Consider the following 15962-nt stretch of genomic DNA (forward strand, 5'->3'; position numbering starts at 1 on the left):
TCCGCATATGAAGACTTCCCGGAGAACGGAGCACGACCTGTGGTTCTGCATGAGTCGGCTGCCTGCGAGCCGATCGCCATCATCGGGATGGGCGGCCGTTTTCCCGGTGCTTCGGATCCGGAGGCGCTGTGGCGGCTGGTGGTCGAAGGCCGGGACGCGATAGCCGAGGCGCCTGCCGACAGGCCATGGTTCCGCGAGCTGCACGACACCAGGCCCCGTGTCCCGGGCAGGGTGCCGACCACCCGGGGTGGCTTCCTGCCGGACCTGGACCGCTTCGACGCGGCGTTCTTCGACGTCGCGTTCCGCGAGGCGCGACGGATGGACCCGCAGTTGCGGCTGCTCCTGGAAGTCGCTTACGAGACGGCCCAGGACGCCGGTGTGGGGATGCGCCGGTTGGCGCCGCGTGCCCGGACGGGCGTGTTCGTGGGCAGCGTCTACGGCGACTACTGGCAGCGGCAGCTGGCGGACCTGACGGGGCTGGACTTCTACGCCGAACTGGTCGCGGACGCGCGTGCGGCGCTGTCGGGGCGCCTGGCGTACGCGTTCGACCTCCGGGGTCCCGCGCTGACGGTGGACACGGCGTGTTCGTCGTCGCTGGTAGCGGTGCAGCTGGCGTGTCAGAGCCTGCGGTCGGGAGAGTGCGAGGTCGCGCTGGCCGGGGGTTCGAACATCATCCTGACTCCGTACAGCAGCATCACGTTCGGTCTGGTCGGAGCGCTGTCGGCGGACGGTCGTTGCAAGTTCGGCGACGCCTCGGCGGACGGCTACGTGCGCAGCGAGGCGGTCGGCCTGGTCCTGCTCAAGCCGCTGGCCCGCGCGGTCGCCGACGGGGACCGGGTCCGGGCGGTGGTCCTGGGCGGCGCGGTCAACAACGACGGTTTCTCCGGCGGTGGCATGGCCGCCCCGGCGGTTGACGGGCAGGTGGACGCGTTGCGCACCGCCTACGCGAACGCCGGGGTCGATCCACGGGAAGTGGCCTTCGTCGAGGCCCACGGCACGGGCACGCCGGTGGGCGACCGGGTGGAGCTGACCGCCCTGACCCGGGTGCTGGGCCCTCGGGACGAGGGGCGGCGTTGCCTGGTCGGCTCGGTCAAGACCGCCGTGGGCCACACCGAGGCCGCGGCAGGCGTGGTGGGATTGATCAAGGCGGTGTGGAGCCTAAAACACCGCACCGTGCCGGGAACCCCGCGGTTCACCGAGCCGAACCCGGTGCTGGACCCGGCAACCTCACCGCTGTGGCTGCCCACCGATCCGGTCGTCCTGCCCGACAGCGGAGAGCCGCTGCTGGCAGGCATCAACAGCTTCGGCGCCACCGGGACCAACGTCCACCTGGTGCTGAGCTCCGCCCCGCGGCCACCCGCCCCGCAGCGATCAGGGGAGAGTGGTGGACGGCCCGCCATCCTGGCGATCTCGGCCCGTTCGGCGGACGCGTTGCGGACGTTGGCCGGTCACTACGCGGACCTGCTGGACCCGGACGAGGGCCATGCGCCCGCGCTGGACATGGTGTGCGCGGCCGCGGCCACCCGCCGCGACCACTGGGAACACCGGCTCGCCGTGACCGCATCCACCGCCACCGCCACGGCGACGACGCTGCGCGAGTTCTCGGCCCGGCGGCAACACGCCGCCACCTCGTCCCCCGTGGAAGGCAGTTGGCAACGCCCGCGGGTCGTGTTCGTCTTCCCCGGCCAAGGCTCCCAGTGGCACGGCATGGGGCGCGAGCTGCTGGCGGGCGACCCGGCGTTCCGGGAGAGCCTGCGGGCCTGCGACGCGGTGATCCGGCAGCACGCGGGCTGGTCGCTGGTCGACGCGCTGCGCGATGACGACCCGGCCTGGTTGCGGCAGACCGCCAAGGTGCAGCCCGCGTTGTGGGCGATGGGTGTGGCGCTGGCCTCGACGTGGCAGGCGTGGGGTGTGACGGCCGACGCCGTGCTGGGGCAGAGCCAGGGCGAGATCGCCGCCGCGCACTGGTCGGGGGCGCTGAGCCTGGAGGAGGCGGGTCGGCTGAGCTGCCTGCGCGCCGGGCTCATCGACGAGTCCGCCCCGCCGGGTGCCATGTGCTGGGTGGAGCTGCCCCACACCGCGATCCCCGCCCTGCTCGTCGAACTCGACGCGACCGCGTCGATCGCGGTGGTGGAGGGCCCCGGTTCGACCGTGTTGTCCGGCGCGGTGCGGGACGTCGAACGGATCGTGGCGGGCTGCGAACGGCGCGGGGTGTCCTGCCAGCGCGTGGACGTCACCTACGCGGCGCACAGCCCGCAGATCGACCCGGTGCGGCAACCACTGCTCGCCGGACTGGCCGGCCTCGCGCCGGGCGAGACCGCGGTCCCGTTCCTGTCCACCGTCACCGGCGGTGAACTGCCCGGGACGGCGCTGGACCGCGACTACTGGTGGCGCAACCTGCGCGAGACCGTGCGGGTCGACCTGGCCGTGCGGGCTTGGCAGGACACCGGGCCGGTCGTGTTCCTGCAGATGGCGCCGCACCCCGTGCTCGACACCGCCCTGCGCGACAACCTCGCGGACCGCGGCGACGCGCTGGTGCTGGGTTCCCTGCGCCGTGGCCGTCCGGAACTGGCGGGTATGCATGAGGCTCTCGCCGCCCTGTACGCGGCCGGGTGCGACCCGGACTGGCACCGGGTCCACGGCGGACAGGAAGCGCTTCTCGACCTGCCCCGCTACCCGTGGCAGCGCAGCCGCCACTGGCACCAGGCCGACGGCTTCCCCTGGCCGCCGATCGGCCGCCCAGAGCCGCTGTCCGCCGACACCGCGACCCGCGTGGAGGAACCAGGCATGATCGACACACCACAGGCCGCGACACCTCCCGACGCCGCGCCGCTCGACGCGGCGTCCGCGAAGGAGGCGCCGCCGCACCCGTGGCTGGCCGAGGTGGTGTCCGGCGGGCCCGGTGTGGTGGTGCTGCGCGGCGGGCTCCACCGCGAACGCGACCGGTTCCTGGTCGGCCACCGGGTCGCCGGTCGACCGGTGATGCCCGGAGCCGGTTTCGTGGAACTGGCGTTGGCCGCGGCGCGGCACCTGACGGATGGCCGGTGTGAGCTGCGCGAGGTCGCGTTCCACGAATTGCTGCTGCTCGACGAGGTCGGACCGTGGGACGCGGAACTGCGCGCGACCGCTGAACCCGACGGCGACGGCTGGCGACTGGACATCGCCGGCCGTGCCGGCCCGGACGGTGAGTGGATCAGCCACGCCACCGCCCGGCTGAGCGCCGGCCTCCCTCATGACGCGCCCGCCAACACCGAGCTGCCCGCCGCGGTCTCGCGGCGATGTCGGGACTGGCAGGCCGGAGAGCGCTTCTACCGGGACAACACCCGGGCGGGCAACAGCTGGGAGGGTGCCTTCCGCGGCATCGCGGAACTGTGGCGCGGGGACGGCGAGACGCTGGCACGGTTACGGCCCGCGCCCGAGAGCGACTTCCTGTTCCACCCCGCAACGCTCGACAGCTGCCTGCAGGCCGTCGTCGCCGCGGTGCCCGCCCTGCGGGACGTCGGTGATCGGGGGTTCGTGCTGACGGGCATCGAGCGGCTGCGCATGTACCGGGCGCCGTCGTCCGCGACGTTGTGGAGCCGCGCCGAGCTAGCCTCGACCGACGACGGGATGCCCACCGTGGACGTCACCGTCGTGGACGACAGCGGCACGGTGTTCGCCGAACTCACCGGCATACGTGCCCGACCGCTGGTCGCACCCGCGACGTCGGTTGCACCTGGAACCGACCTCAACGGTTGGCGGCACACCCTGAGCTGGCGGGAAGTGCCGGCCACGCCGACGCCTGCCGATCCCGGCCACTGGGTGCTGTTGTGCGCGGGCGACGACGTGGACGCCGCTCTGGCCGACCGGCTGGTCGCGTCCGGTTGCGGGGTCACCACGATCGGGCGGAGCACCGGGTCCGGTACCGACGGCGTCCACCACTTCCCCGCGGACCCCGAGTCGGAAGCGGACCTGGTGCGGGCGCTGTCCGAGGCCACGCGCCGTGCTCCGGTACGTGGCGTCGTCAGTCTCCACGCCCTGGCCGCCGGGCCGGACGACGACGCCTCCGTCCGCGCGGTCCAGTGGACCGCCACCGACCTGTGCACCACCGCCCTGACCCTGGCCAGGGCCGTCCGCGACTGCCTGCCGACCGCGACGGCCAGGCTGTTCCTGCTCACCCGCGGTGCCCAGAGCACCGGCGGTGAAGACCGGTGCCAGGCCCCGTGGCAAGCCGTTCTCTGGGGCCTCGGACAGGTCCTGGGGCGCGAGGAGAGGAGCTTTCCCACCGTGCTGGTCGACCTCGACGAGGATCACGCCGGCGCACCCGAGGAAGCCTCCGACCTGGCCGCCGCGCTGCTGTCCGCCGGTGCGGAGAACCAGTTGGCGCTGCGCGGACGGCGACGGCTGGCTCCCCGCCTGCTGCGTGGTCACGACGGCGGTGGGCAGCCGGAAGCCGTCGTGCTGCACACCGACGACGGGATCACCGGGCTGGGCCTGCTCCGCGAACCGCGTCCGGCTCCCGGACCCGGCCAGATCGAAGTCGAGGTCACCCACGCCGGTCTCAACCACCGCGATGTCCTCGCCATCCTAGGGGCCATCCGGGGCGAGGAACGGTCCCCCGGCCTCGGCCTCGGCCTCGAATGCGCCGGCAGGGTCAGCAGGGTCGGCACGGGCGTGCACAGCCATCAGGTGGGCGATGAGGTGCTGGCCTACGGCTACCCGCTGATGCGCTCGCACGTCGTGGTTCAGGAGTACATGGCGGTCCGCAAACCGGCACGCCTGAGCCCCGCCCAGGCCGCTGCGCTGCCCCTTGCCCACATGACCGCCTACCACGGCCTGGTCGAGCTGGCCCGCCTGCAGCCGGGTGAGCGGGTGCTGATCCACTCCGGGACCGGCGGCGTCGGCCAGGCCGCCCTGGAGATCGCCCGCTGGCGCGGGGCCACCGCCTACGCCACCGCCGGCAACGCCACCAAACGCGACCTGCTGCTCAAACTCGGTGCCGCCAGGGTCGCCGACTCCCGCTCCCCCCGGTTCGCCGAAGAACTCCTCGACCCGGCGCAGGGTGACCGCGGTGGCGTCGACGTCGTGCTCAACACCCTGGTCGGCGACGCCGTCGAGGCGAACTTCGCCCTGCTCAACCCCTGCGGCCGCTACGTCGACATCGCCAAGAACGACATCGCCGCAGGCCGTCCGCTGTCCATGGCGGTGTTCTCGCAATCCCGCTCCTACCACGCCATGAACCTCCTCGACACACACCGACACGACCCGCAGCGCCTGGGCACCCTGCTGCGCAAGGTGGTCGACCTCGTCGACACCGGTGAGCTTGCTGCGCCCAATGTGCGGGTGTTTCCCGTCGAGCAAGCCGAGGAGGCGTTCACGCTGATGGCCCGCTCCGGCCACACCGGCAAGCTCGCCCTCTCCTTCCCGACGCCGGTCCCCTTCCCACCGGTCCCCTCCACGCCGCACTCCCTCACCCACGACAGCCGTCGGCCGGTTGTCCGACCGGACGCGACCTACCTGGTGACCGGCGGGCTCAGCGGCATCGGCGGCCTGTTCGCACAGTGGCTCGTCGACCAGGGCGCACGGCACCTGCTGCTCACCGGGCGCTCCGACGTCACCACCGGCCCCCGTGCCGCACTGCTCACCCGGCTGCGCTCCACGGGTGCCGAGGTCGAGTACGCGGCGGTGGATGTGGCCGACCCCGACTCGATGGCAGACCTGCTGCACCGCCGGGAAAGCGGCGGAAGTCCGAAGGTCTGCGGGGTCGTGCACTCGGCCGCCGTGCTCGACCCCGCTCCCGCCCTGGACCTGTCCAGCGAGGACCTCGACCGCACCCTGCGGCCCAAGGTCGCCGGGGGTTGGGCCCTGCACCGGTTGTTCCCCGACCGGGAACTGGACTTCTTCGTGCTGTTCTCCTCCGCGGTGTCCCTGCTGGCGGGTCTGAGCGTGGGCAACCAGGTCGGCGCCTACGCCGCGGCCAACACCTTCGTCGACGCGCTGGCCGCCCACCGCCGCGCGGCCGGGCTGCCCGCCACCGTGGTCAACTGGGGGTACTGGACGGAAGTCGGTTTGGCCGCCCGGCTCAGCGAACAGAGCGGACACGATGTGCGACCGGCCGGGATGGCGGCGATCCGCCCCGCCGACGGGCCGCGGTTGTTCGCCGCGGTGCTGGCCTCCAGGGGCCGCATGATCTGCCTGCCCGCCGATTGGCAGGCCTACGCCCGCGCCTACCCCCACGACACCGACGTTCCCCTGCTGAACGAATTGCTCAACGGCCACGACACCGCCACGCCACCCCCTACCCCTCCTGCCGCTCCTCCTGCCCTTCCACCATCGCCGGCCTCACCGACACCGGCCGAGCCGCTGACACGACCCTGGCCGCCGCCACCACCCCTGGCGACACCGCAGCGCACCTCGACCACAGCGGTGGACGCGGCGACGGTCGAGGACTGGCTGACCGCGCAACTTGCCCGCGTCCTGGGCATGCCGCCGGAGCAGGTCGACCGGACCCGTCCGATGAGCAAGCTCGGCCTGGATTCCCTCATGGCCGCCGACCTGCGCAACCACCTGCGCCGCCACCACGGCTACGAGCTGACCATCCCGCGCCTGCTGGAAGCGACCAGCCTGCGCGCCCTCGCCGCCGACCTCGCCGCCGACGCGCCCCGGGACGCTCCTTGAGCACCGCCACGGGCCCGCACGCGGTGCTGCTGACCGGTGCGACCGGCAGCCTCGGCGGACACCTGTGCGCCGAACTGCTCACCCGCACCCCGGCCACCGTGTACTGCCTGGTGCGCGGTTCCGATCCGGCTGCGGCCCAGCGGCGGCTGGCACAGCGCCTCGACCAACTCGACGACCCCTTGGGTCTGCGGGAGCGGCTGGTGGCCGTGGCCGGTGACCTTCGGCAACCCCGTCTCGGCTTGTCCGCGCGCGGGTACGACGCGTTGGCCGAGAGCGTCGACACGATCCTGCACTGCGGAGCCGGGGTGAACCTCGCCGCCTCCTACGACCAACTCGCACCGGACAACGTCGACGGCACCGCCAACATGATCGCCTTCGCCGAACGCGGCGGTGAGCTGACCGGGCGCACCCCGCTCTTCCACCTCGTCTCCACCCTCGGCACCCTCATCGGCGCGCGCCAGGCCGGGTTGGACGACGTCGACGAGCGCACCCCGCACTCGCCGGCCCTGGCCGGCCACCTGGGCTACCCCCGGAGCAAGACCGCCGCCGAGACCGTGCTGCGGACCGCCGCCGAACGCGGCCTCCCGATCACCGTCATGCGCCCCGGTGTGGTCACCGCCCACTCCCGGACCGGGCGCAGCTCCGACTCCGACGTGCTGCTGCCACTGCTGCGGGCCGCCGTCGCGATCGGAGCGGAGCCGGTGAGCGGCGCGGCGGTACCCGCCGACATGATCGACGTCGTCGCCGCCGGCATCGCCACCCTCGCCACCCACCCCAGGGCACGAGGGCACACCTTCCACCTGGTCCGGCCGCAACACCTCGTGCTGTCCGACCTCTTCGACGCGCTCCGGCGCGCCGGCCACCGGCTTGACCCGATGCCCCCGCACCAGTGGTGGCAACGTATTGACGAGCAGTCATCGGACCCGGCGGTGTTGCCGATGTCCGCCCTGTCGGAGGTCGGCCGGTACATGCTGGCCGCCGACCCGCTCCACCGCCCACCCCGCATCAGCTCCGACGCGACCTGGGAGGTGCTGACCGACCTCGGGTTCCGCGCACCACCGCTGGACGCGCGATTCCTCGACCTGTTCGTCACCGGCGTCACCGCACAGGGCCTGCTGCCGTCCGCAGCCGACCCGCCCCGTTCACCACCGGCACTCCCCCCGACCCGAGTGGACGCGGAACCACGCCGGTCGGCCGTCGGTTCACCGGCCCCTCGCACCCGGTCGGCGACGATGATCGGCGAACTCTTCAACCCAGCGTCGTTCCACGACTGCGGGCCCGGCGCCGCCACGGCCGCCGCAGCCTGTGAAGCGGCGGGTCGGGACGGGTTCTGGGTCGCCGAACGACTGCACGACCCCATGCTTACCCTGGCCGCCGCAGCGTCCGCGACCACGACGATCGACATCGGCACCTGCGTGCTGGTCGCACTGGCCCGCAGCCCCATGACCGTCGCCGCGTCCGCCAACGACCTCCAAGCCCTCTCCCGAGGCCGCCTGGTCCTCGGCCTGGGATCGCAGATCCCCATCCACCTGACCCACCGCTTCGGCATGCCCGCCGACCGCCCCGCAGCACGGATGCGCGACTACGTGGCGGCATTGCGCGCCATCTGGGACTGCTGGAACCACGACCGGCCATTGGACTTCCGGGGCCGGTTCTACACCCACACGCTCATGACCCCGTACTTCACCCCGACTCCCAACCCCCACGGCCCGCCCAGGATCTTCCTGTCCGCCGCCGGACCACGCATGGCCGAACTGGCGGGAGAGATCGCCGACGGACTCGTCGCACCGCCCTTCTCCAGCCGACGCCACCTCACCGACCTCCTGATCCCCGCCGCGGCACGCGGCCTGGCCAAAGCCGGCAGATCCCGCGAGTCGTTCACCGTGCTGTGCTGCCCCCTCGTCGCCACCGACCCCACCGAACACGACCACACCGCCGCCGTGCGACGCACACGCGAACAATTGGGCATGTTCCTCAGCTCACTCACCTACCGCCCAGTCCTGGAACTGCACGGACTCGGCCGGCTCGGCGACCAGCTGACCGCCGTGACCCTCTCCCCGGGCACCGACAAATGGCGCCGCGTGGGCGACCTGATCGACGACACCACCCTGGACCTCTTCGCCATCACCGCACCACCACAGGACCTCGACGCAGCACTGCACCACCGCTTCGACGGGCTCGCCGACCGCGTAGCCCCGCACATCCCACCGGTTACCGCAGGGACCACGAGCACCGCGAAGCCGACAGCCATCTGACCGCCCACTCAGCTCACCCGGCTCGACATCCGCCGACTGCAACGACCGGGTGGCATCCTCAACGAGTACCACCAGGGACTGTTCCAAGATCGGCTCTGGCGCACTTCAGGTGGTGCGGTGGGCTCCTGTGGGGTGCCAGAACGCTGCGCTGCGGCGCTCAGCTGCGGCGATCGTGCACCATGAGACACAAGGGCATGATTGTGTGCTGTGACGTTACGACTGCTCTACCTGGTCTTCGTCCGACTCGGTGACCGGCTCTGCAGGGTGAGGGCGGTGCGGAAGTGGCTGCGGGCGGTGTCGTGGTCGCCCAGTTGCGCGGTGTACCAGCCCACCGCGTTGTATGCGTGGGCTTGGCACAGCGAGACGTCGAGGCCGAGGAAGAGGTGCAGTGCCCGGGTGGTGTGGTGCAGGGCCTTGCGGGGGTTGCACCGCCTCAGGATCCTGGCGAACGTCTGGTGGGCATGGGCCTGCTCGTAGGGACTGTGATGTTCTCCAGCGCGGTTGATGGCGTGAAGCAGGTGCTCGGTCGCCTCCTCGTGCAGTCCGACATCAGCGCAGACGCGGCCCAGCTGTCGGTGGGCGACGATGCGGGTGACGGGGTTGGGCAGGTGTGCGGCGGCATGTGCGGCGGCCCGCCACATGGTGAGGCGATCGTGGCGGTGGCCGCGCCGGTGGCAGAAGGTCTCCGAGGACAGGGCCAACCACCACACGGCGCGGTGGTGATGCAGGGGGATCGCGGCGCGCTGAGCGGCGAGAAGGCAGGCGCGTTCGGAGTCGAACCAGGCCGTTGCCGACGCACGTGATCACGGAAGGGGCCTTCCATCTGCCGGGGACGGCCCTTTCCGCATTAGGGTGGCGGCCCAATGGAACTTACCGGCTGCTCCTACTGCTACACCGTCGACGAGTTGGCGGTGCTGGCGGGTGATCCCGCGCTGGCGCCGGACGACCTCGTCGGCGAGTTCGCGCGGGAACCGTTCGACCACTGGGAGCCCGAGGAGTGGCGGTGGCTGTGGCGGCGGTACGCGCACCGCGTCATCGCGCTGGTCGGCGCGCGGACCGTCGACGTCGGCCTCACGCTCCAGAGCCTGGGGCGGCACTTCGCCGACCTGTCCTCGTGGCCGGACGACGAGCGCCGTGCCGTGGACGACGCCCTGGGATCCGTGTTGGCCCAGGCCCTTGGTCGGTGGTCCACGTACGACCTCGTGCAACTGCTTGGCGGGTTGGCCTGCGTGTACGACGACCTCCGCCCGTGGTTGGCGCGGCTCGACGGGCCGGCGGCGGAGGTGGGGATCGTGCACCTGGCGCTGCGCTGGACCACGGACCTGTTGTGGGAGGACCATGACTGGTTTACTTGGTGGTTCGCCGACGACCCCGTGACGCCCGTGCGAGAGTGGGTGGACGGCGTCAGGCCGCGGGTCGAGCGGTTCGCCGCCGCGAACCCCGGCTGCAAGACGGCGCGCGACGCGCTGATCGCCTACGACCACCTGGACCGGGGCCTGCCGAGCCCTTGGTTCTACCCCGGCGCCGGCTGGGACCGCTGGCAGCGGATGGGATTGCCGGGCAGCTACGGCTGGCCGGCGCCGAGCACGGGTTCCAGGTAGCCGCGCACGCCTGGCCGCTCGGTGTGCCCACCGTCGCCGCGGGCAACAGCCTGGCTTCCCTCGGGTCGCGCCCCGTCGCCGACGATCCGTTGACACGCGAGTTCGGGGTGTACGGGCACGGCCCCGACGCCGGACGGCTGATGGAACGGGTGCTGAAGCGCATCCGATCCTGGGACGGCGAGAGCCCGTGGGGTGCCAGAATTCTGCACTCGGGCGTCGAGCTGCGGTAATCGTGCGTCACGGGCTGTAAGGGCATGATCGTGGGCGGTCGCGTCGGCGAGGTGGCCGGACGCGGCGCAGGTCGGGCTCAGCGCAGGCCGATCGCGGGCAGCCAGCCGCGTGGCGCACCGGTCGCGGTACGCAGGACGGCGAGCACCCCGGAGGCCCCGGTGAGCAGGGACATGTCGATGCGCGCGAGGTCGGCCACCTCGTCGCCGCGCTCGCGCAGGTGGGCCACCAGGCGGTGGCGCAGGGCAGCGGTGTGCGGGAGCGCGGCGTGGGTGGTGAACGCGTCGGCGACGGCCAGCACCCCCGCCGCGCCGTGGCAGACGCTCAACCGGTCGCCCACCGTCTCGCCGCCGAGGTGGAAGGACTCGTCGTAGTGGTCGCACAGCGACCGGATCGCGGCCACGCCGAACGCCGTGAACCGCGGCTCGTCCACCGCGACGCCGGTCTCCCACAGCGCCCAGGCCGCGCCGGGGCAGCCGTAGCACCAGGCCTGACGGGCGACGGCCCGCGACGGCGGCGCGACACCACCCGCGTTGGGCCACGTGACGACGCCGCGCGGGTCATGGTGGGCCTGGGCGACCAGCCACTGGCCGAGCCGGCGGAGCGCGTCGCGGACCTCGGCATCCGCCGACCTGTTCGACCCGCCGGCGCGCAGGGCAGCGGCGAGGGCCACCGCGACCCCCGGCACGCCGTGCGCCAGCCCGGCGTTCACGCGACCCTGCATCCAGGCCAGCAGCTCGTGCCCGTCGTACGCGGTGCACCGCAAACCCTCTGGGCCCTCGGCGCACAGCGCGGCCAACCGGGCGGCGTACGGGCCGACCTCGTCCCGGTGATCCGTCGGGACGCAGTGGGCCAGCAGTGCGCCGGCCGGTCCGGTCACCAGGTCGTAGTCCCGGAAGCCGAAACCGATGTCCCGGTCCAGGTCCAGGGCGGCCCGGCGCAGCGCCGCGCCGACCGAGGCCGCGGCCCGTTCCAGGGGTGGGTGCATCGCGGCGAGCAACCGCAGCCCCACCAACTGGCCGGCGAGCCCGCCGAACAGGCCGGGGCGCCCGTTGGCCGACTCCCGCAGCCCGGCCAGCCACGCCCGCGCCACCCGCGCGACCGTCGAGTCGTCCGGGGCCAGGGTCGAGGCCAGCACGACCGGTCCCGGGTCGGCGCTCGGCCGCCCGTGCTCTGCCCACTCGCCCAGGACGTCGTGCGCCAGGTCGTCGACCAGGGTGTGCGTCACCGGACTCCTCCTCACCGGTGGGCGGGCCGTCGCGGACCCGCCCACCACCGCGCTCGGCCGTGCTCGACGCCCGGCCCCGGACCAGTACGGCTACTCGCCGCTGTCGCAGTAGGCGAAGATCGAACACAGCAGGTTGCTGCACTGCGCCTCGCTGAACGCCATCGGCTCCGCCGGAGTGGCGTGCCGGACCTCGCTGATGCGCTCCTCCAGGTCCGCGATGAGGGTGTCCAGCTCGGTCGTTTCCAGGATCACGTGGTCCATCTCGTTGTCTCCCTTCGCACTGCGTCGGCCACGAGGGCCGTCCCCACCCGGCTGGGTGGGACGTTCGCGTCGTCGTCCACCGGCAGGCGCACCAGCAGCTGGCACGCCAGGCGGTCATCGACGTCGTGGGCGGTGTCGACCACGGGGGAACCGGTCGGGTCCGGCAGCATCTCCACGAGCACCAGCTCGTCGCCCGCGCCGAGGACCCGGTCGAGCACGCGCAGCGCCGGCAGGCCCGCCAGGTCCACCGGCACCTGCCTGCCGCCGGGCACGCCGGCGAACACCCACCGGGGCAGCGACCGCGCCCGGGTGAGCCGGCCCAGGGCGCGGAACCTCGCCTCAACGCCCGCGTCCGGGGGCCAGAGCTCGTCGCGGCACACGCGCCACTGGGCGCGGCTGACGACCACCGGCCCGACGGTGACGCGCGGCAGGTGGCGGCGCCCGGGGAACGCGGTGATCGCGTGCGGCCGATGCCAGCCACGACGCCGCGCGCCGCGCGGTCCGGCGGCCAGCAGCAGGCCGAGCGCGACGTCCCACGGCGCGACCGGCGCGCGGGTGGCGTGGTGCACGGGCCACAGCCGCTCGCCGTCCGCTTCGGCGATCACCTCCCCGCCCTCCCGGCGCAGGGTGATCGCGTGCAGCGGGAGGTGGCGCCCGGGGTGGTCCTCCCCGAAGTACGGGAGCGGGTCCGGGTCGCCGGTCCACAGGTCGGTGTGGACGGGTCGGCGCACGGTGTTGGCCGACCGCGCGTTGTGCGGCGGCACCAGCACCTCCACCAGCCGCCCGCCCGCCGTCCGCTCGAACTCCCGCAGGAACTCCCGGTGTGCGACCACCCCGTCGGGCTCTACGCCGTGCAGCAGCCGCAGCCCCCAGGCGAACCGCGCGTCGAGGACGCCGGCGGGCACCGCGCAGTCCAACACCGCCGCCGGACCACCAGCCGCCGGACCGCTGGCCGGCAGGGGCCGTACCAGGCAGTCCACCGGCCAATCCCACACCGGCCGGGGCGCACCCGCCGCGTCGAGCACGTCCTCGGTCAGGTCCACCACGCCGCCCGGCTCGTCCGGGAGGTCCGCCCAGCGCCGCAGCACCTCCGCGTACCCCGAACGGGGATCCCGCGGCACCGGCCACGTGCCGGGGTCGGTCGGGCGCGGGGAGCGGTCGACCAGGGCTCGACGCACCAGGTCCGGCACAGGGATCGGCCGCTCGTCCACCACCCGCCGGATCGGGCCGGGCGCGTCCGCGGCGAGCAGCGCGTCGAACCGGCGCAGCACCCCGACCGCCGCGCGCACGTCGGGGACCGGCATCGCCCCGGTGACCCGGCGGTGCACGTCCAGGAAGTCCTCGCCCACCCGCGCCCGCGCCCGAGCCGGACCCCACGCCGACACGCGCTCGGCGACCCGCCGACCGTCCCGCAGCACGCCGAGGTCCACGAGGTGGCGCAGAAACCCGGTGAGCGCCTCGCGGCCGGCCGGGTCGTCGGCGCGCGGCCCGAGCAGCGCGGTCAGCACCTCGTCCGGCGACCGGGGCCCGCCGGCCAGCACGCGCCGCACCGCGCCCAGCGCCGGGGTGTCCCTGACCCGCACCTCGCGCAGCGGCCCGGTCGCGTCCTCGCGCGGCGCCCAAGTGACCAGGAATCCGTCCTCCGACCAGTGCAGCCCGGTCAGCGACAGCCCGTCGCGCGGCGCGCGGGCGGTGTGCACGTTGGGCGTCTCGACCGTGGCGAACGGACCGGCGGTCAGCGTCCCGGGGCCGCCCGCCGGCGCCGCCACGTGCCCGAACCAGCTGCGCGGCGTGGTCTTGACCGCGCCGCGCGCGATCAGCCGCCACAGGTGGTCCGCCCGCTGCCGCAGCCGCTTGCCGCTCCACGTCTCACCGGCCGCGAGCCGCCGCCGCACGTCCGCCACGACGTCCGCGGCGTCGTGCGCCAACGCGGCGGAGCCGACCGGCGACGACCGCAGCAGCCGCCACGGCAGCCCCTCCAGCCGGCGCTGCTCGGCGGCCAAGTCGTCGCGCAGCCCCGCCTCGCCCTGCGCCAGGTCACGGACGCGCACGACCAGCCGGTCCAGCCCCACCGCCGACGGCAGGTCAACACGGGCCGCAGCGGACCGGGCGAGCGCAAGGACCACCTCGTCGGGCAACGCGCGACCACCGTGCGCGGCCCGACGCACCCGCAGCACCGCCTGCCGCTCGGCCTCGGTCACCTCCGGCCGCGGCACGACCCGCTCACCCAGCCGCACGGCCAGCGCCCACCCGTGCTCCCGGCACGCGGCGGCCTCGGCGTCGACGTCCGCCAGCGCGGCGAACAGCCCTGGGCACGCCCCCGCCGACCACATCGCCGCAGGCAGCCCGGCCAGCCGCAGCAGCACCGCCCGATCACCCACGGTCCGGCTCCGGCGTGCCGAGTGCCTCGGCCAGCAACACCTGGCGCTCACCGGACAGCGCGGCCCGGTTCCAGTGGAAGACGACGTGGAACGCCGCCGCGTGGCGCGGACCCGGCCCGCCGCCGTAGCCGTCGAAGAACTCCGCCCGCCACCGCCCGCCGACCTCCAGGGCGCATTCCCGGTGCCGGACGACGACGTCCCGGGCCCACCCCGGCAGCGACCCGGCCAACCGGGCCTGGTCGTGCCACAGCTCCCGCAGACCCCCGACGGCGGCGGCCAGCCCCGCCTGGCCGCGCACGGCATCGGGCAGGCGGCGGCCGGCTTCGCAGCGGACCCGGTCCCACACGTCGCGGTCCTCCCAGCCGACGATCCCCAGCCCGTCGAGCACGGCCCGCGCCATCAGCAGCGAGACCGCCCACGCGGGGGCCTCGCGCGCGTCGGTGCGGCGGTGCACCCGCAGCCAGGCCACCGAGTCCGCGGTGAACAGCTCGTGGGCGTAGCGCAGCGACGCCCGCCCGCCGAACAGGCCGGCCTCCGCCTCGTACGCGGCGGGCACGACCTCCCTCGTGACACCACCGGCAGTCAGCCCGTCGGCCCAGCTCAGCACCCGTGCGGCCAGCGCCTCGCGGCCACCGGGCGGCGCCTGGAACCGCACCCGCAGGCCGGGCGGCTTGTGCATGAAGAAGAATCCGGTCGCGCCGCCGTCCGCGAGCAGGGCCACGGCGAAGTCGTGCAGCGCACCGTACAGCGCGGGATCACGCGGGATGGCGGGCGCGAGCCCGACCTGGACCCACCGGTGCTCGTCGGGCGGTCGCCGCAGCGCGGCCAGCCCGGCGGCGAGGAACGCGCTGCGCGCCTCGGCCAGCTCCGGGTCCGCCGGCTCCGGGTCCTGCCCCCTGCCGTCCAGGGCCCACTGGCACCCGGCCAGCACGTCCGCCAATGCCACCAACCGCCCGCCCACCGGCACGACGACAGCGCTCGGCGGTGCATCGGCGCCGAACAGGAAGCCACGTGACATCGCCCATCCCTAGATAGGTACGCCACCAGGAATACAACATCGGCGGGAACCTAAACGCGCACGTCACCGTGCTTCACCGCATCGGATGGGCACGGACCCCGGTCGATACCACCAGGGTCACCCGACCGGTGAACCACTCGTCGGGCAGTGACGGACAGTCGACGGGGGAGATCGCTTGACCCTGACACCGTGACAAGGTCTGCACTGGGTGCAGGAGGTGGCCCCCACCAACCCGAGACACAGCAACCCACCGGACGCAAGCCTGCTCGACGCGTTGGGCGCGCCGACCGCGCCTGGTGTGATCGCCACGGCGGTGTTGCGGGCGCTGGCCGC

The 15962-nt window shown here is 73.7% G+C and carries 9 protein-coding genes; 4 read left to right on the top strand and 5 right to left on the bottom strand.

Annotated elements, in window-relative coordinates; translation table 11 throughout:
* The first annotated feature begins 39 nt into the window (after nt 1-39).
* Nucleotides 40-6657 carry an SDR family NAD(P)-dependent oxidoreductase gene (locus ACRAKI_RS21300; RefSeq protein WP_447002267.1) on the top strand — a complete coding sequence of 2206 codons (6618 nt, stop codon included), beginning with the start codon at nt 40-42 and terminating at the stop codon, nt 6655-6657.
* A complete protein-coding gene (locus ACRAKI_RS21305) occupies nt 6654-8912 on the top strand; it encodes a TIGR03617 family F420-dependent LLM class oxidoreductase (protein ID WP_447002268.1) in 2259 nt (752 codons plus the stop codon). The genes ACRAKI_RS21300 and ACRAKI_RS21305 overlap by 4 nt, the downstream gene beginning before the upstream one ends.
* A 224-nt stretch (nt 8913-9136) precedes the next feature.
* Here the strand turns inward: ACRAKI_RS21305 and ACRAKI_RS21310 are convergent, their stop codons facing one another.
* Nucleotides 9137-9622, bottom strand: a complete 486-nt coding sequence (locus ACRAKI_RS21310) for a hypothetical protein (RefSeq protein ID WP_447002269.1) — start codon at nt 9620-9622, stop codon at nt 9137-9139.
* 153 nt (nt 9623-9775) lie between these two features.
* On the opposite strand from ACRAKI_RS21310, the gene ACRAKI_RS21315 reads away from it, so the two are divergent.
* Nucleotides 9776-10513: a hypothetical protein gene (locus ACRAKI_RS21315; RefSeq protein WP_447002270.1), complete on the top strand. Its 738-nt coding sequence runs from the start codon at nt 9776-9778 to the stop codon at nt 10511-10513.
* Nucleotides 10514-10536: 23 nt separating this feature from the next.
* Nucleotides 10537-10743: a hypothetical protein gene (locus ACRAKI_RS21320; protein WP_447002271.1), complete on the top strand. Its 207-nt coding sequence runs from the start codon at nt 10537-10539 to the stop codon at nt 10741-10743.
* 77 nt (nt 10744-10820) lie between these two features.
* Here the strand turns inward: ACRAKI_RS21320 and ACRAKI_RS21325 are convergent, their stop codons facing one another.
* The 4 genes from ACRAKI_RS21325 to ACRAKI_RS21340 all read right to left on the bottom strand — a co-directional run bounded on the left by ACRAKI_RS21325 (nt 10821) and on the right by ACRAKI_RS21340 (nt 15629).
* A complete protein-coding gene (locus tag ACRAKI_RS21325; protein WP_447002272.1) occupies nt 10821-11969 on the bottom strand; it encodes a lanthionine synthetase LanC family protein in 1149 nt (382 codons plus the stop codon).
* 90 nt (nt 11970-12059) lie between these two features.
* A complete protein-coding gene (locus ACRAKI_RS21330) occupies nt 12060-12230 on the bottom strand; it encodes a hypothetical protein (protein WP_447002273.1) in 171 nt (56 codons plus the stop codon).
* The gene (locus ACRAKI_RS21335; protein WP_447002274.1) at nt 12218-14611 is read right to left on the bottom strand and encodes a lantibiotic dehydratase; all 2394 of its coding nucleotides are present in this window, start codon (nt 14609-14611) and stop codon (nt 12218-12220) included. The genes ACRAKI_RS21330 and ACRAKI_RS21335 overlap by 13 nt, the downstream gene beginning before the upstream one ends.
* Nucleotides 14604-15629 carry a thiopeptide-type bacteriocin biosynthesis protein gene (locus tag ACRAKI_RS21340; protein ID WP_447002275.1) on the bottom strand — a complete coding sequence of 342 codons (1026 nt, stop codon included), beginning with the start codon at nt 15627-15629 and terminating at the stop codon, nt 14604-14606. Before ACRAKI_RS21340 ends, ACRAKI_RS21335 begins: the two co-directional genes overlap by 8 nt.
* Nucleotides 15630-15962: the final 333 nt, after the last annotated feature.

This window comes from Saccharothrix isguenensis, from assembly GCF_052936305.1.

Bases quoted from the DNA above. Each gene is read 5' to 3' on its own strand.
- ACRAKI_RS21315 (WP_447002270.1), top strand. From the start codon at position 9,776: ATGGAACTTACCGGCTGCTCCTACTGCTACACCGTCGACGAGTTGGCG.
- ACRAKI_RS21330 (WP_447002273.1), bottom strand. From the start codon at position 12,230: ATGGACCACGTGATCCTGGAAACGACCGAGCTGGACACCCTCATCGCG.
- ACRAKI_RS21340 (WP_447002275.1), bottom strand. From the start codon at position 15,629: ATGTCACGTGGCTTCCTGTTCGGCGCCGATGCACCGCCGAGCGCTGTC.